Source organism: Pseudomonas sp. 8_5_2, from assembly GCF_059295255.1.
Genome location: NZ_CM181238.1, coordinates 5,646,968 through 5,662,212, shown reverse-complemented (window position 1 = coordinate 5,662,212; position 15,245 = coordinate 5,646,968). Strand labels below are relative to the sequence as shown.

Annotated in this window: 14 protein-coding genes; 10 read left to right on the top strand and 4 right to left on the bottom strand. The window is 63.7% G+C overall.

Going from position 1 to position 15,245, the window contains the following annotated elements; translation table 11 throughout:
* Positions 1 to 94: 94 nt before the first annotated feature.
* Positions 95 to 769, bottom strand: coding sequence for a ribose-5-phosphate isomerase RpiA (gene rpiA / locus AC5O5R_RS25860; RefSeq protein WP_172229478.1), 675 nt, complete (start codon positions 767 to 769; stop codon positions 95 to 97).
* Positions 770 to 903: 134 nt separating this feature from the next.
* On the opposite strand from rpiA, the gene ilvA reads away from it, so the two are divergent.
* Both ilvA and AC5O5R_RS25850 read left to right on the top strand, forming a co-directional pair.
* Positions 904 to 2,418, top strand: coding sequence for a threonine ammonia-lyase, biosynthetic (ilvA, locus tag AC5O5R_RS25855; RefSeq protein WP_172286935.1), 1,515 nt, complete (start codon positions 904 to 906; stop codon positions 2,416 to 2,418).
* A gap of 148 nt (positions 2,419 to 2,566) precedes the next feature.
* Entirely contained in the window at positions 2,567 to 2,992 is a 426-nt protein-coding gene (locus tag AC5O5R_RS25850; protein ID WP_494514836.1) for a DUF2269 domain-containing protein, read from the top strand.
* Between the two features lie 129 nt (positions 2,993 to 3,121).
* Here the strand turns inward: AC5O5R_RS25850 and AC5O5R_RS25845 are convergent, their stop codons facing one another.
* Positions 3,122 to 3,778, bottom strand: a complete 657-nt coding sequence (locus AC5O5R_RS25845) for a histidinol-phosphatase (protein ID WP_172229472.1) — start codon at positions 3,776 to 3,778, stop codon at positions 3,122 to 3,124.
* 141 nt (positions 3,779 to 3,919) lie between these two features.
* Here AC5O5R_RS25845 and AC5O5R_RS25840 point away from each other — a divergent pair, with 141 nt between their 5' ends.
* Both AC5O5R_RS25840 and ptsP read left to right on the top strand, forming a co-directional pair.
* Entirely contained in the window at positions 3,920 to 4,399 is a 480-nt protein-coding gene (locus AC5O5R_RS25840; RefSeq protein WP_003249017.1) for an RNA pyrophosphohydrolase, read from the top strand.
* A gap of 22 nt (positions 4,400 to 4,421) precedes the next feature.
* Entirely contained in the window at positions 4,422 to 6,701 is a 2,280-nt protein-coding gene (gene ptsP / locus AC5O5R_RS25835) for a phosphoenolpyruvate--protein phosphotransferase (RefSeq protein ID WP_494514835.1), read from the top strand.
* A 134-nt stretch (positions 6,702 to 6,835) separates the two neighbouring features.
* On the opposite strand, the gene AC5O5R_RS25830 is transcribed toward ptsP, so the two are convergent.
* Entirely contained in the window at positions 6,836 to 7,582 is a 747-nt protein-coding gene (locus AC5O5R_RS25830; RefSeq protein ID WP_494514834.1) for an NRDE family protein, read from the bottom strand.
* Positions 7,583 to 7,711: 129 nt separating this feature from the next.
* Here AC5O5R_RS25830 and AC5O5R_RS25825 point away from each other — a divergent pair, with 129 nt between their 5' ends.
* The 3 genes from AC5O5R_RS25825 to AC5O5R_RS25815 are packed head-to-tail and all read left to right on the top strand — an operon-like array spanning position 7,712 to position 10,340.
* Complete coding sequence (locus AC5O5R_RS25825; RefSeq protein WP_494511814.1) at positions 7,712 to 8,494, top strand: sulfite exporter TauE/SafE family protein; 783 nt, start codon at positions 7,712 to 7,714, stop codon at positions 8,492 to 8,494.
* Between the two features lie 16 nt (positions 8,495 to 8,510).
* Positions 8,511 to 9,320 carry a prolipoprotein diacylglyceryl transferase gene (lgt, locus tag AC5O5R_RS25820; RefSeq protein WP_172230059.1) on the top strand — a complete coding sequence of 270 codons (810 nt, stop codon included), beginning with the start codon at positions 8,511 to 8,513 and terminating at the stop codon, positions 9,318 to 9,320.
* A gap of 48 nt (positions 9,321 to 9,368) precedes the next feature.
* On the top strand, positions 9,369 to 10,340 hold the full coding sequence (locus AC5O5R_RS25815) for a thymidylate synthase (RefSeq protein ID WP_494514833.1): 972 nt from the start codon (positions 9,369 to 9,371) through the stop codon (positions 10,338 to 10,340).
* A 105-nt stretch (positions 10,341 to 10,445) separates the two neighbouring features.
* Here the strand turns inward: AC5O5R_RS25815 and cadR are convergent, their stop codons facing one another.
* Positions 10,446 to 10,889 (bottom strand): cadmium resistance transcriptional regulator CadR, encoded by a 444-nt coding sequence (gene cadR / locus AC5O5R_RS25810; protein WP_172287150.1) that lies wholly within the window; start codon positions 10,887 to 10,889, stop codon positions 10,446 to 10,448.
* A gap of 83 nt (positions 10,890 to 10,972) precedes the next feature.
* On the opposite strand from cadR, the gene AC5O5R_RS25805 reads away from it, so the two are divergent.
* From AC5O5R_RS25805 to AC5O5R_RS25795, 3 genes are all read left to right on the top strand, one after another.
* Positions 10,973 to 13,186 (top strand): heavy metal translocating P-type ATPase, encoded by a 2,214-nt coding sequence (locus AC5O5R_RS25805; protein WP_494514832.1) that lies wholly within the window; start codon positions 10,973 to 10,975, stop codon positions 13,184 to 13,186.
* A 9-nt stretch (positions 13,187 to 13,195) separates the two neighbouring features.
* The gene (locus tag AC5O5R_RS25800; RefSeq protein ID WP_494514831.1) at positions 13,196 to 14,065 is read left to right on the top strand and encodes a LysR family transcriptional regulator; all 870 of its coding nucleotides are present in this window, start codon (positions 13,196 to 13,198) and stop codon (positions 14,063 to 14,065) included.
* Between the two features lie 120 nt (positions 14,066 to 14,185).
* On the top strand, positions 14,186 to 15,244 hold the full coding sequence (locus AC5O5R_RS25795; protein ID WP_172287164.1) for a putative 2-aminoethylphosphonate ABC transporter ATP-binding protein: 1,059 nt from the start codon (positions 14,186 to 14,188) through the stop codon (positions 15,242 to 15,244).
* Position 15,245 lies beyond the last annotated feature (1 nt).

The following is a 15,245-nucleotide window of genomic DNA, read 5'->3' as shown; positions in this document are numbered from 1 at the left end:
CTGCTCCTACAAGGACCGCATCAGATCCAGTGCCTGCGGCCTTCTGTAGGAGAAGCCTTGTGCTGCGAATCGAGGGCAAAGCCCTCGCCGGGGACTACTCGACCTTCAGGGTCTTGACGCCTTCGCCGGTACCCAGCAGCAGTACATCTGCCGGCCGCGCCGCGAACAGGCCGTTGGTCACCACGCCAACGATGGCGTTGATCTGCGCTTCCAGTTCCACCGGGTTGGTGATCTGCAGGTTGTACACATCGAGGATGACGTTGCCGTTGTCGGTCAATACCCCTTCACGATACACCGGGTCGCCGCCCAGCTTGACCAGTTGACGTGCCACGTGGCTGCGCGCCATCGGGATCACTTCGACCGGCAGCGGGAAGGCGCCCAGAACCGGTACCAGCTTGCTGCCGTCGGCGATGCAGATGAAGGTTCTGGCCACGGCCGCGACGATCTTCTCGCGGGTGAGGGCTGCGCCGCCGCCCTTGATCAGGTTCAGGTGCGCGTCGCTCTCGTCGGCGCCGTCCACATAGAACTCCAGCTCGCTGACGCTGTTCAGCTCGTAGACCGGGATGCCATGGCCCTTCAGGCGCTGGGCAGTGGCCTCGGAACTGGCCACTGCGCCGTCGAAAGCGGTCTTGTGCTGAGCCAGGGCGTCGATGAAGAAGTTGGCGGTCGAACCGGTACCGACGCCGACAACGCTCTTGTCATCCAGCTTGGGCAGAATGAAGTCGACAGCGGCCTGGGCGACGGCCTGTTTGAGTTGGTCCTGGGTCATGCGGGCTCCGGGAGGGGCAGGGGCGGTTTCAAAGTTGCCTAGTATAACGGCTCGCACGGCTTTGCTGTGGTCGCCCGACGTAGCGCTGGGGTAGACTCCCAGCCCTTGTCCCGCGGCCCAGTGATGCTTTCCCGATGCTCGAACAGTACGTCAAGAAGATCCTCACCTCGCGCGTCTATGACGTTGCCGTCGAAACCCCGCTGCACAGCGCCGGGCAGCTGAGCAAGCGCCTGGGCAACCAGATTCTGCTCAAGCGCGAAGACTTGCAGCCGGTGTTCTCGTTCAAGATTCGCGGGGCCTACAACAAGCTGGCGCAACTGACGGCGGAAGAACTGGCCCGTGGCGTGGTCACCGCTTCGGCCGGCAACCACGCGCAGGGCCTGGCCCTGGCCGCGCGCGAGATGGGCATCAAGGCCACCATCGTGATGCCAAAGACCACCCCGGAGATCAAGATCGAAGGCGTGCGCTCGCGCGGTGGCAAGGTGGTGCTGCATGGCGACTCCTTCCCCGAGGCGCTGGCTTATTCGCTGAAGCTGGTGGATGAAAAGGGCTTTGTCTACATCCACCCCTACGACGACCCGCACACCATCGCCGGGCAGGGCACCGTGGCCATGGAAATCCTGCGTCAGCACCCTGGCCGGCTGGACGCGATTTTCGTCCCGGTGGGCGGTGGCGGCCTGATCGCCGGCATTGCGGCCTACGTGAAGTACCTGCGCCCGGAAATAAAGGTGATCGGCGTCGAACCGGACGATTCCAACTGCCTGCAGGCGGCCATGGCGGCCGGTGAGCGCGTGGTATTGCCGCAGGTAGGGCTGTTCGCCGACGGCGTGGCGGTGGCGCAGATCGGGCAGCACACCTTTGATATCTGCCGCCAGTATGTGGATGAAGTGGTCACGGTCAGCACCGATGAGATATGTGCAGCAATCAAGGATATCTACGACGATACCCGCTCGATCACCGAGCCTGCTGGCGCCTTGGGTGTGGCGGGCATCAAGCGCTACGTCGAGCTGTACGGTGTGACCGGGCAGACCTTGGTGGCCATCGATTCCGGTGCCAACGTCAATTTCGACCGCCTGCGGCATGTGGCCGAGCGCGCCGAACTGGGTGAAAAGCGCGAAGCGATCATCGCCGTCACCATTCCGGAGCGCCCTGGCAGCTTCAAGGCCTTCTGCGAAGCCATCGGCAAGCGCCAGATCACCGAGTTCAACTACCGCAAGCACACCTCTGACGAAGCCCACATCTTCGTCGGCATTCAGACTCATCCGGAAAACGATCCCCGTGCAGCCCTGGTGCAGCAATTGACCGAGCAGGGGTTCCCGGTTACCGACCTGACCGATAACGAGCTGGCCAAGCTGCATATTCGCCATATGGTGGGTGGGCATTCGGCCGGGGCCAGTGACGAGATGGTGCTGCGCTTCGAATTCCCCGAGCGGCCAGGCGCGCTATTCAACTTCCTCAACAAGCTGGGCGGGCGCTGGAATATTTCGATGTTCCACTATCGCAACCACGGTGCGGCGGACGGGCGCGTGGTGGCGGGGTTGCAGGTGCCGGAGGAAGAGCGCCACCTGGTGCCGGCGGCGCTGGCCAAGATCGGTTACCCGTACTGGGATGAGACCGAGAACCCGGCGTACAAGCTCTTCCTTGGTTGAGCAGCTAAGCTGGGGCTGATGGCCCTATCGCCGGCAAGCCAGCTCCCACAGGTACTGCGCAGGCAGCAGGCCTTGTGATATCCCTGTGGGAGCGGGCAAGCCCGCGAAGTCGCCACCGCTAAATGGCCTGCTCAAGGACAACAGAAGCATGGAACACCTGACCACCCTGAAAACCCTGCATATCATCGCCACTGCAGTGCTGCTGCTGGGCGCCCTGGGCCTGGCGATCTGGACCGTGCGCGCCCGCCGTCAGGGCGATACCGAGGCCTACGCCAAGCTGCTGCGCCGGCCTCTGGTGTTTGTCTGGCTGGTGATGGGCCTGTGCCTGGCAAGCATGCCGTTCACCGGCTGGTGGCTGGTACACCTGGTGGGCTGGCCGCTGGGGCAGACCTGGGTGCTGGCCTCCAGTGTCATCTACACCGTGGGCGCGTTTGCCGTCTGGTGGCTGCTGGTGCGGCTGAACCGGTTGCGCAAGGCTGAAGTTGTGGGGTTGCGGCTTACCTTGGCGCTGGCGGTGTTCAGCGGGGTCTGTTTCTTGTCCATCGCCGGGTTGATGGGCGCCAAGCCAGTCTGACAGTTCAGGGTTGCCTGTGCCGGCCCTTTCGCGGGTAAACCCGCTCCCACGGGGACTGCACAATGCCTGAGGGCAGCGCGATACCTGTGGGAGCGGGTTTACCCGCGAAGAGGCCAGCCCAGGAAAACTTCAATCGCGCAACGAAACCACCGGCCACCCACGCTTTCCGGCCTCGGCCCGCAACAGCGGGTCCGGGTCCACCGCCACCGCATGCGTCACCCGCTGCAGCAACGGCAAATCATTCATCGAGTCGCTATAGAAGTAGCTGTCCTCAAGATCAAAGCCGTTCTCCAGCATCCAGCGCTCCAGCCGCGTCACCTTGCCTTCACGAAAACACGGTATATCGGTACTACGCCCGGTATAGCGGCCGTCGCGCATCTCGCATTCGGTCGCCAGCAGCACGCGAACTCCAAGGCGGCGGGCGATCGGTGCGGTGACGAAGCGGTTGGTGGCAGTGATGATCAGCAGCTGGTCGCCAGCCTCACGGTGCTGCTGCAGCAAGGCCAGGGCCTTGGGCAGGATGATCGGCTCGATGCAGTCGCGCATGAAGTCGCGGTGCCATTCGTCGAGCCGGGACGCAGGCGTTGCCGCCAGGACTTCCATGGAAAAGGCCAGGTAGGCCGGCAGGTCCAGGGTGCCGTCGAGGTAGTCCTGGTAGAAACCATCGTTGCGTTGCTTGTAGGCAACCGGGTCGAGGATGCCACGCTGGCAAAGGTAGTCACCCCAGGCATGGTCGCTGTCGCCACCGAGGAGGGTATTGTCCAGGTCGAATAAAGCCAGGCGCATCGCGGTCACTCGCATCAGCCACAAGGTAGGCCCGCAGAATACGGAGTTTTCACGCTGCTGCACATAAGCTTGGCGGGCGCGTTGCTGCGCTCGCAGGCTTTGTGGAACAATGCGGTGACATGCGTTTGCGAGGTTGCTGCCGTGATCGACCCGGATGGTTTTCGCCCCAATGTCGGGATCATTCTCACGAATGATGCCGGGCAGGTGCTATGGGCTCGACGGATCAACCAGGATGCCTGGCAATTTCCCCAGGGTGGTATCAACCCTGACGAGACGCCGGAAGACGCCCTGTACCGTGAGCTGAACGAAGAAGTTGGCCTTGAACGCGATGATGTGGAAATTCTTGCCTGCACCCGTGGCTGGTTGCGTTATCGTTTACCCCAGCGCCTGGTCCGTACCCACAGCCAGCCGCTGTGCATCGGCCAGAAGCAGAAGTGGTTTCTGCTGCGTCTGGTCAGCAATGAACAACGGGTGCGGATGGACCTGACCGGCAAGCCGGAATTCGACGGCTGGCGCTGGGTCAGCTATTGGTATCCGTTGGGCCAGGTTGTGACATTCAAGCGCGAGGTGTATCGACGCGCACTGAAAGAGCTAGCACCGCGTCTGCTGACGCGCGACTGACGACGGAGTTCGACCCCGAGCCATGCTCAATACGCTGCGCAAGATCGTCCAGGAAGTAAACTCCGCCAAAGATCTCAAGTCGGCGTTGGGGATCATTGTCTTGCGCGTCAAGGAGGCCATGGGCAGTCAGGTCTGCTCGGTCTACCTGCTCGACCCGGAAACCAACCGCTTCGTGCTGATGGCCAGCGAAGGCCTGAACAAGCGTTCCATCGGCAAGGTCAGCATGGCCCCGAACGAGGGCCTGGTCGGCCTGGTCGGTACCCGCGAAGAGCCGCTGAACCTGGAAAACGCCGCCGACCACCCGCGTTATCGCTACTTTGCCGAAACCGGCGAAGAAAAATTCGCCTCCTTCCTGGGTGCGCCGATCATCCACCACCGCCGAGTGGTCGGGGTATTGGTTATCCAGCAAAAGGAGCGCCGCCAGTTCGACGAGGGCGAAGAAGCCTTCCTGGTCACCATGAGCGCCCAGCTCGCCGGGGTTATCGCCCACGCCGAAGCCACCGGTTCGATCCGTGGCCTGGGCCGCCAGGGCAAGGGTATTCAGGAAGCGCGCTTCGTCGGTGTGCCGGGCTCGCCAGGCGCCGCTGTGGGGCGTGCGGTGGTGATGCTGCCGCCGGCCGACCTGGAGGTGGTGCCGGACAAGTCCGTCGATGACATCGACGCCGAACTGAAGCTGTTCCAGAACGCCCTCGAAGGCGTGCGCGACGACATGCGCAAGCTGTCGGCCAAGCTGGCCACCCAGCTGCGCCCGGAAGAGCGCGCGTTGTTCGACGTGTACCTGATGATGCTTGAAGACGCAGCCCTGGGCGGCGAGGTGACCGAGGTCATCAAGACCGGCCAATGGGCCCAGGGCGCCCTGCGCCAGGTGGTCGGCGAGCACGTCAACCGCTTCGAACTGATGGACGATGACTACCTGCGCGAGCGTGCCTCGGACGTCAAAGACCTGGGGCGGCGCCTGCTGGCCTACCTCCAGGAAGCCCGCTCGCAGTCGCTGGTGTACGCCGACAACACCATCCTGGTCAGTGAAGAACTGACCCCGGCAATGCTCGGCGAAGTGCCGGAAGGCAAGCTGGTTGGCCTGGTTTCGGTACTCGGCTCGGGCAACTCCCACGTCGCCATCCTGGCTCGCGCCATGGGCATCCCTACCGTGATGGGCCTGGTCGACCTGCCTTATTCCAAGGTCGATGGCATCGAGCTGATCGTCGATGGCTACAAGGGCGAGGTGTTCACCAACCCCAGCGAAGTGCTGCGCAAGCAGTACAGCGAAGTGGTGGAGGAGGAGCGCCAGCTGGCTCAAGGCCTGGACGCCCTGCGCGAACTGCCATGCGTCACCCCCGACGGCCATCGCATGCCGCTGTGGGTCAACACCGGCCTGCTCGCTGATGTTGCCCGCGCCCAGCAGCGCGGCGCTGAAGGGGTAGGGCTGTACCGCACCGAAGTGCCGTTCATGATCCAGCAGCGCTTCCCCAGCGAGAAGGAGCAGCTGGCGATCTACCGTGAGCAACTGGCGTCGTTCCACCCGCTGCCGGTGACCATGCGTACCCTGGACATCGGCGGCGACAAGGCGCTGTCGTACTTCCCGATCAAGGAAGAAAACCCGTTCCTGGGCTGGCGTGGCATCCGCGTCACCCTCGACCACCCGGAAATCTTCCTGGTGCAGACCCGCGCCATGCTCAAGGCCAGCGAGGGCCTGAACAACCTGCGCATCCTGCTGCCGATGATTTCCGGGATTCACGAGCTGGAAGAGGCCCTGCACCTGATCCACCGCGCCTGGGGCGAAGTACGCGACGAGGGCACTGATGTGCCCATGCCGCCAGTGGGCGTGATGGTGGAGATTCCTGCAGCGGTGTACCAGACCAAGGAATTGGCGCGGCAGGTGGACTTCCTGTCGGTAGGGTCCAACGACCTGACCCAGTACCTGCTGGCGGTGGACCGCAACAACCCGCGGGTAGCCGACCTTTACGACTACCTGCACCCGGCGGTGCTGCAGGCACTGAACACGGTGGTGCGCGATGCCCATGGTGAAGGCAAGCCGGTCAGCATCTGTGGCGAAATGGCCGGTGACCCGGCTGCGGCGATCCTGTTGATGGCCATGGGCTTTGACAGCCTGTCGATGAACGCCACCAACCTGCCCAAGGTGAAATGGATGCTGCGCCAGGTGAACATGAGCAAGGCCAAGGAGTTGCTGGCTGACGCCTTGAGCCATGACAACCCGCAAGTTATCCACAGTTCGCTGCAATTGGCCCTGAAGAACCTTGGGCTGGCGCGGATGATCGGGCCTGGGGCCAATAAGACCCTGTGAATGTGATGTTGCCTGTGCTGACCTCTTCGCGGTCAAATCCGCTCCCACAGGGACTACTACAAGCCTGAGGCCTGTGCTGAACCTGTGGTAGCGGATTCACCCGCGAAGAGGCCCGCCCAGGCAACACCGAAGGTTCAGACCACCAGCTCAACTTCCCCCAAATGCCCGCCAAACGGCCCGAAACTGCGCTCGATCAGCCGCCTTTTGCCCTGATCATCCACAATCAGCACGGTACTCGCCCGGGTACCATAGTTCTGGCTGGCAATAAACACGCTTGAAAGCAGCTTCTCGGTCCCCGGGCCCACGCCTGTGTCCGGCAGATCGCCGTCAGCCGCGGGTTCACCATCAGCCAGCAATGCCAGCAACTGCTGCGGATCTGCCGTCTCAAGCATCCCCTCCAGCCCGCTACGTGCCTTGACCAGCTTCGGCCACGGTGTGTCCAGCCCGGCATTGGAAAGCCCGTAAACCCCAGCCTCCAACAGGCGTGGCGTAGCTTGCCGGGCATTCAAGTACCCCAGTTGCCGCTCATCACCCACTAGCAGGTTGAACCCCGAGTACTGGCCGCGGCGGTCGGCCACCTGGTCCAGGTAAGCCTCAACGCCCAGCTCACCCCGCAGATACGCCGCCACCAGCTCACCACGCGAGCGTGGCCCCAGCACCTGGCCCGGGTCGCGAATATTGGTCAGCGCCGCAAACCGCCCTTGCGGCCCCACGCCAAGCCAGGTACCGCCGGCCTCCAGGTCGCGCCCGGCATACACGCCAGGGGCATCCTCCCAAGCCGCCAGGGCTTGGGTGGGGCGAGCATGAAACTCGTCGCGGTTGGCTGCGACGATCAGCGGCAGGGCGTGCCCCGGCCGCCAGGCAAATACGATCAGGCACATCGGTCGGGCCTCTGGGTTTTTTGCCAATGTACCCACACTGGCTGGGCGGATCCATCCTGACACAGACTTCACTAGAGCCCCGAGGCTGGCTTCCGTTACCATGCCGGATTGATTTCTCGGGGACGTCGAATGGAATTCGTGCTCTATCTGCTGTTGGGCGCCTGCGCGGGCGTGCTGGCCGGGCTGTTCGGCGTGGGCGGCGGCATCATCATCGTGCCGGTGCTGGTGTTCAGCTTTACCCTGCAGGGCTTCGATACCTCGGTGCTGACCCACCTGGCAGTCGGCACGTCGCTGGCAACCATCGTCTTCACCTCGATCAATGCCGTGCTCGAACACCACCGCAGGGGCGCGGTGCAGTGGCCGATCTTCGGCTGGATGACCCTCGGCATCCTGCTGGGGGCCGGTGTTGGCGCCAAGACCGCGTCGCTGATCCAGGGCCCGCTGCTGCAGAAGATCATCGGCGTGTTCGCCCTGGTCATCGCCGCACAGATGGCCCTGGACCTCAAGCCCAAGGCCAGCCGTGGCATCCCCGGCAAACCCGCATTGATCGGCGCCGGGGGAGTGATCGGCTGGGCTTCGGCCATTTTCGGCATTGGCGGTGGTTCGCTGACTGTGCCGTTCCTGACCTGGCGCAGCCTGCCCATGCAGCAGGCGGTGGCCACGTCTTCGGCCTGCGGCCTGCCCATCGCCGTGGCCAGTGCTCTTAGTTTCATGCTGCTGGGCTGGCATGAGCAGCATCTGCCGGCCCATAGCGTGGGTTACGTGTACCTGCCGGCTTTGGTCGGCATTGCCGTGACCAGCATGTTTTTCGCCCGCTACGGCGCGCGCCTGGCGCACAAGCTGTCGCCACGTTTGTTGAAACGCCTGTTCGCGGCACTGCTGTTCAGTGTCGGCCTGAGCTTTTTGATTTGAATCGAGAGGAAGTTCCATGCTGCCTTACCCGCAGATAGACCCCGTGGCCGTGGCCCTCGGGCCGCTGAAAATCCACTGGTACGGCCTGATGTACCTGATCGGCATCGGCGGCGCCTGGCTGCTGGCTTCGCGCCGGCTCAACCGCTTCGACCCCACCTGGTCCCGTGAAAAGCTGTCCGACCTGGTGTTCTGGCTGTCGATGGGGGTGATTGTCGGAGGCCGGCTGGGTTATGTGCTGTTCTACGACCTGCACGCCTACCTGGCCAACCCGACGCTGATCTTCGAAGTGTGGAAGGGCGGCATGTCGTTCCACGGCGGCTTCATTGGCGTGATGCTGGCGGCCTTGTGGTTCGGCAAGCGCAACAACAAGTCGTTCTTCGAGCTGATGGACTTCGTCGCACCGTTGGTGCCGATTGGCCTGGGCGCCGGGCGCATCGGCAACTTCATCAATGCCGAGTTGTGGGGCAAGGCCACCGATGTGCCGTGGGCGATGGTGTTCCCGCCGTTCAGCGACCCTGCGCAGTTGCCGCGTCACCCGTCGCAGCTGTACCAATTTGCGCTTGAAGGTGTGGCATTATTCCTGATCCTTTGGCTGTACTCGCGCAAGCCGCGCCCGACCATGGCCGTTTCCGGCATGTTCGCGCTGTTCTACGGCATTTTCCGCTTCATCGTGGAGTTCGTGCGAGTGCCCGATGCCCAGCTCGGCTACATTGCCTTCGGCTGGTTGACCATGGGTCAGTTGCTGTGTCTGCCGATGATCGTCGGCGGCCTCTTCCTGATCTGGTGGGCGTACAACCGTAAACCGACGGCCAAGGCCGCAGTTTGATTCTTGCGGCAGGGGCGTTCCCCCTGCCGTTCTTGTTACAGGTAAGCCATGAAACAGTATCTAGACCTGGTCCGTGAGGTCATTGAAAACGGCACGCTGCAGGAAAATCGCACCGGCATCCGCACCATCAGCCTGCCGGGCGCCATGCTGCGTTTCGACCTGCAGAAGGGCTTTCCGGCCATCACTACGCGCAAGCTGGCGTTCAAATCGGCGATCGGCGAAATGGTCGGTTTCCTGCGTGGCGTGAAAAACGCTGGCGAATTCCGCGACCTGGGCTGCAAGGTCTGGGACCAGAACGCCAACGAAAACGCCCAGTGGCTGGCCAACCCGTTCCGCCAGGGGCATGACGACCTCGGCGAGATCTACGGCGTTCAGTGGCGACAATGGCCGGGTTACAAGCGCATCCCGCTGAGCAACCCGGCAGCCATCGAAATGGCCGAGAAGGCGGGCTTTCGCCGCATTGCCCAGGACGAAGAGGACGGCGTCGCGTTCGTAGTCTTGTACAAGGCCATCGACCAGGTGCGCCAGTGCCTGGACACCATCGCCAACGACCCGGGCAGCCGCCGTATCCTGTTCCACGGCTGGAACTGCGCGCAGCTGGATGAAATGGCATTGCCGCCGTGCCACCTGCTGTACCAGTTCCACCCGAATGTCGAGACCAGGGAGATTTCCCTTACGCTGTACATCCGCTCCAACGACCTGGGCCTGGGCACGCCGTTCAACCTGACCGAAGGCGCAGCGCTGCTGTCGTTGTTCGGCCGCCTGACCGGCTACACCCCGCGCTGGTTCACCTACTTCATCGGCGATGCCCATGTGTATGAAAACCACCTGGACATGCTCAACGAGCAGCTCAAGCGCGAGCCGCTGGAAGCGCCGAAGCTGGTGATCAGCGACCGCGTGCCGGCGTTTGCCGAGACGGGCAAGTACGAGCCAGAGTGGCTGGAGAAAATCGAGCCGAGTGATTTCAGCCTGCAAGGTTATGAGCACCATGCGCCGATGACCGCGCCGATGGCCGTGTAAGCCTCTGGAGTGCCGGGGCTGCTTTGCAGCCCATTCGCCGGCAAGCCAGCTCCCACAGCGTGCTGCACAAGGCTCAATCCTGCGCGGTGCCTGTGGGAGCGGGTTTCAATGGCCGTGGCTTCTCCCCACATGTGAGTGCTCGGTTTCCGGCACCGATACCGCTCCGTTCGTCTCCAGTTGCTGCAAGATGGCGCACTCTGCCCCCTGCGTATTGCAGCGCCGCCGCAGCTCCACCAGCTGTTCCTGCAGCGCCACCAACCCATCGATTCGCGCTTGTACATGCTCGATGTGCTCATCGATCAGCGCATTGACGCTGCCGCATGAATCATCCGGGCTATCGCGCAGCCGCAGCAGGCTGCGGATCTCGTCCAAGGTCATGTCCAAGGTGCGGCAGTTGCGGATAAACGTCAGCCGTTCCACGTGCGCCTGGGTATACAGCCGGTAATTTCCATCCGTACGCGCCGGCTCCGGTAGCAACTGTTCGCGCTCGTAGTAGCGGATGGTTTCCACTGCGCAGTCGGTGGCTTTGGACAGTTCCCCGATCTTCATCACGAAATCTCCAACAAGTGGCTTGACCCTATAGTGGCTACAGGGTGTTCACTTGGCAACAGGCTCAATTTAAGGATGACCCCATGAACCAGCCTGTCAGCCACGAACACAAGCACGACCACCACGCCCACAGTTGCTGTGGCACTGCTGCTGCACCCGCCAAGGTACGACTCAGCGACATGCCCAGCAGCGATGCCCGGCTAAGCCGCTTCCGCATCGAGGCCATGGATTGCCCCACCGAGCAGACCCTGATCCAGGACAAGCTGGGCAAGCTGGCGGGCATTGAACAGCTGGAGTTCAACCTGATCAACCGCGTGCTTGGCGTGCGCCACACCCTGGGTGGCACCGCGGAAATCGAACGGGCCATCGACAGCCTGGGCATGAAAGCCGAGCCGCTGGGCGCTGAAGGCGGTGACACCTCCAGCGCCCCACCGGCCGCCAAGACCCGCTGGTGGCCGCTGGCGTTGTCCGGTATTGCCGCGATCGCCGCCGAAATCGTGCACTTTGGGGCGCTCGCTCCGCAGTGGCTGGTGGCCGCACTGGCGCTGGCGGCCATCCTCGGCTGCGGCCTGGGCACCTACAAGAAGGGCTGGATCGCCCTGAAAAACCGCAACCTCAACATCAACGCACTGATGAGCATTGCCGTGACCGGCGCGGTGCTGATCGGGCAGTGGCCGGAAGCGGCCATGGTGATGGTGCTGTTCACCGTCGCCGAGCTGATCGAAGCCCGCTCGCTGGACCGTGCACGCAATGCCATTGGCGGCCTGATGCAACTTACCCCGGACATGGCCACCGTGCGCCAGGCCGACGGCCAGTGGCGTGAAGTGGATGTGCGCGAGGTCGCTATCGACGCCTTGGTGCGGGTGCGCCCCGGGGAGCGTATCGGCCTTGACGGCGAAGTCACCGGTGGGCAGTCCAGCGTCGATCAGGCGCCGATCACCGGCGAAAGCCTGCCTGTCGAGAAGGCTGTGGGCGATAAACTGTTTGCCGGCACTATCAACCAGGCTGGGGCACTCGAGTTTCGCGTTACTGCCGGCGCCGGGCAATCGACCCTGGCGCGGATCATCAAGGCCGTCGAGCAAGCGCAGGGCGCGCGGGCGCCTACCCAGCGCTTCGTCGACCGTTTCTCGCGCATCTACACCCCCGTGGTGTTCGCCATCGCCCTGGCCGTTGCGGTAATCCCGCCGCTGTTCATGGCCGCTGCCTGGTTCGACTGGATCTACCGCGCCCTGGTGCTGCTGGTGGTCGCCTGCCCGTGCGCCCTGGTGATCTCGACCCCGGTGACCATCGTCAGCGGCCTGGCCGCTGCCGCGCGCAAGGGCATCCTGATCAAGGGCGGCGTATACCTGGAAGGTGGCCGCCACCTGGACTTCCTGGCCCTGGACAAGACCGGCACTATCACCCACGGCAAGCCGGTGCAGACCGACGCCAGGGTGCTCGACCCGTTGTTCGAAGGCCGCGCGCAGGCCCTGGCCGCCAGCCTGGGAGAACGTTCGGACCACCCGGTTTCCCGCGCCATCGCCCAGTTCGGCAAGGCGCAAGGGCTTGCCTTGAGCGAAGTCGATGACTTCGCTGCCCTGGCCGGCCGTGGCGTGCGAGGCAGCATTGCGGGTGAGGTCTACCACCTGGGCAACCACCGCCTGGTCGAGGAGCTGGGGCTGTGCTCGCCCGAGCTGGAGGCGCAGCTGGACGCGCTGGAGCGTCAGGGCAAGACCGTGGTCCTGCTGCTGGACCGTTCTGGCCCGCTGGCGCTGTTTGCCGTGGCCGACACGGTCAAGGACAGCAGCCGCCAGGCGATCGCCGAGCTGCACGAATTGGGCATCAAGACTGTCATGCTGACCGGTGACAATCCGCATACCGCCCAGGCCATTGCCGCTGTGGTCGGGATCGACCGTGCCGAAGGCAACCTGCTGCCGGCGGACAAGCTCAAGAGCATCGAGGCCCTCTATGCCCAGGGCCACCGGGTGGGCATGGTCGGGGACGGCATCAACGATGCCCCGGCCCTGGCCCGCGCCGAAATCGGCTTTGCCATGGCTGCTGCCGGTACCGACACCGCCATCGAAACTGCCGATGTGGCGCTGATGGACGACGACTTGCGAAAAATCCCGGCCTTCATCAGGCTGTCGCGCCAAAGTGCGGCGATCCTCATGCAGAACATCGTTCTGGCGTTGAGCATCAAGGCGATATTCCTGGCGATCACCTTTGCCGGCATGGCCACCATGTGGATGGCGGTGTTTGCCGACATGGGCGTGAGCCTGCTGGTGGTGTTCAACGGTTTGCGCCTGTTGCGCAAATAGAGGACGGGCATGTTGAGTTCCGAGCTGAAAGCCTTCTACATGGTGGCCCGCCTGGGCAGTATCACCCTGGCGGCGAAAAAGCTCGGGCTCAGCCAGCCCACGGTGACCACGCAGATTCGCAACCTCGAAAGCCAGTACGCGGTAGAGCTTTTCTATCGAGGCGGTCGGCGCCTGGTACTGAGCGAGGAGGGCGTGCGCCTGCTGCCGATGGTGAAGGCGCTGTTGCAGCAGGAGGCGGACATCGAGTTCGAGCTGCGCAACAGTGGCCAGGCCCAGGGCAGCTTGCGGATCGCCGCGACCGCGCCTTACTACATCCTCGACCTGGTGAAGATCTACCGTGAGCGCCTGCCGCAGGTGGACGTGGCAGTGGAAATCGGCAACTCGCAGCAGGTGCTGGAAATGCTCGAGGACTACCGGGTGGACATCGCCGCTTCGTCGCAACTGCTGGAAGACGCCCGGCTGGTGCGGCGGGTGCTGGGAACTGACCCGTTGGTGGTGGCGGTGCACCGCAACCACCCGCTGGCCCATCGCCAGACGGTGTCGATCGAGGTGGTGGCCGGGCATTGCCTGCTGATGCGCGAGAAGGGCTCGACCACGCGCAAGCTGACCGAGCAGATGATGCAGGAGGCTGGGGTGAAGGCCGGGGCTTTGCTGGAGATCGGCAGCCGCGAGTCGATCCGTGAGGCGGTGCTGCGCAATATCGGCATCAGCGTGATTGCCCGGCACGAGGTGCCGCACAACCCCGAACTGCGGGTACTGGCGCTGGAAAACGCACCGGTGATGCATGAGTACCTGTACTGCCTGAAGGAACGGCGCCAGGCCAGGTTGCCGGCCGCGTTCCTGGGCGTTGCGCAGGAAGTGGCCGGTTCCCACTTCTGACAGCCCTCCAAGGCCACTACAAAATCTGCCTATAGCACTATCACCCGCTTTTGCCTCAACGCCACAGAACCTTCGCACAGGCTTCCTAGCATGGCCCCATCTCTTCGATGAGGCCATGCCATGAACCGCACCACCCCCGGCGCACAGATGAAAGTGCGCAATATCCACAAGCGCTTCGGTGCCTTCACGGCGCTCAACGATGTCTCGCTGGACATCGCCGCTGGCGAACTGGTGTGCCTGCTTGGCCCGTCCGGCTGCGGCAAGACCACACTGCTGCGATGCATTGCCGGGCTGGAGCGCCAGGACCGCGGTACCCTGTACATCGGCGAGCGTGATATTTCCGAGCTGCCGCCCCAGGCCCGCGACTACGGCATTCTGTTCCAGTCCTACGCGCTGTTCCCCAACCTCACCGTCGAAGCCAACATCGCCTACGGCCTGACCGGCAGCAGCCGCGAACAGGCTCGCCAGCGGGTCGCCGACATGCTCGCACTGGTTGGCCTGGCCGGCAGCGAGAAGAAGTACCCTGGCCAGCTCTCCGGTGGCCAGCAACAGCGTGTTGCCCTGGCCCGTGCCTTGGCGCCGTCGCCGTCGCTGCTGTTGCTCGACGAGCCAATGTCGGCGCTGGACGCCCGTGTGCGTGAGCACCTGTGTACCGAACTGCGCCAACTGCAACGCCAGCTGGGCATCACCACCTTGATGGTTACCCACAATCAGGACGAGGCCATGCTGATGGCCGACCGCATTGCGGTGATGAACAACGGCCAGGTCGAGCAGTACGCCACCCCGCAGGCAATCTACGACCAGCCCGCCACGCCGTTCGTTGCCGAGTTCGTCGGCCAGGGCAACTGGCTGCCATTCCAGCGTAGCGGCGACAGCCATGCGCAGGTGGGCGGCATGAACATGCGCCTGGCGCCGGGTTCGGCCCAGGCCAGCAGTGGCCGGTTGTTCTGCCGCCCGGAGGCCATCACGGTGAACCCGTTAGTGCACGAAGAAAACCTGTTTCCGGCCATGGTCCGCGAAATTACCTTTCTCGGTAACCGCTGCCGCATGAGCTTCGAGCTCAAGGCCCTGCCAGGCCATGCCTTGCTGGCCGAGCTGGCCCCGGAGGCCATGCCGCGGCTGGGCTCGCAGGATATCTGGGTGGCGTTGCCACCGCAGAGCCTGCAGGTGTTTGCCTGAG

Excerpts from the sequence above, each read along its gene's own strand:
- rpiA (WP_172229478.1), bottom strand. The coding sequence starts at position 769 with ATGACCCAGGACCAACTCAAACAGGCCGTCGCCCAGGCCGCTGTCGAC.
- ilvA (WP_172286935.1), top strand. The coding sequence starts at position 904 with ATGCTCGAACAGTACGTCAAGAAGATCCTCACCTCGCGCGTCTATGAC.
- AC5O5R_RS25850 (WP_494514836.1), top strand. The coding sequence starts at position 2,567 with ATGGAACACCTGACCACCCTGAAAACCCTGCATATCATCGCCACTGCA.
- AC5O5R_RS25845 (WP_172229472.1), bottom strand. The coding sequence starts at position 3,778 with ATGCGCCTGGCTTTATTCGACCTGGACAATACCCTCCTCGGTGGCGAC.
- ptsP (WP_494514835.1), top strand. The coding sequence starts at position 4,422 with ATGCTCAATACGCTGCGCAAGATCGTCCAGGAAGTAAACTCCGCCAAA.
- AC5O5R_RS25830 (WP_494514834.1), bottom strand. The coding sequence starts at position 7,582 with ATGTGCCTGATCGTATTTGCCTGGCGGCCGGGGCACGCCCTGCCGCTG.
- AC5O5R_RS25825 (WP_494511814.1), top strand. The coding sequence starts at position 7,712 with ATGGAATTCGTGCTCTATCTGCTGTTGGGCGCCTGCGCGGGCGTGCTG.
- lgt (WP_172230059.1), top strand. The coding sequence starts at position 8,511 with ATGCTGCCTTACCCGCAGATAGACCCCGTGGCCGTGGCCCTCGGGCCG.
- AC5O5R_RS25815 (WP_494514833.1), top strand. The coding sequence starts at position 9,369 with ATGAAACAGTATCTAGACCTGGTCCGTGAGGTCATTGAAAACGGCACG.
- cadR (WP_172287150.1), bottom strand. The coding sequence starts at position 10,889 with ATGAAGATCGGGGAACTGTCCAAAGCCACCGACTGCGCAGTGGAAACC.
- AC5O5R_RS25805 (WP_494514832.1), top strand. The coding sequence starts at position 10,973 with ATGAACCAGCCTGTCAGCCACGAACACAAGCACGACCACCACGCCCAC.
- AC5O5R_RS25800 (WP_494514831.1), top strand. The coding sequence starts at position 13,196 with ATGTTGAGTTCCGAGCTGAAAGCCTTCTACATGGTGGCCCGCCTGGGC.
- AC5O5R_RS25795 (WP_172287164.1), top strand. The coding sequence starts at position 14,186 with ATGAACCGCACCACCCCCGGCGCACAGATGAAAGTGCGCAATATCCAC.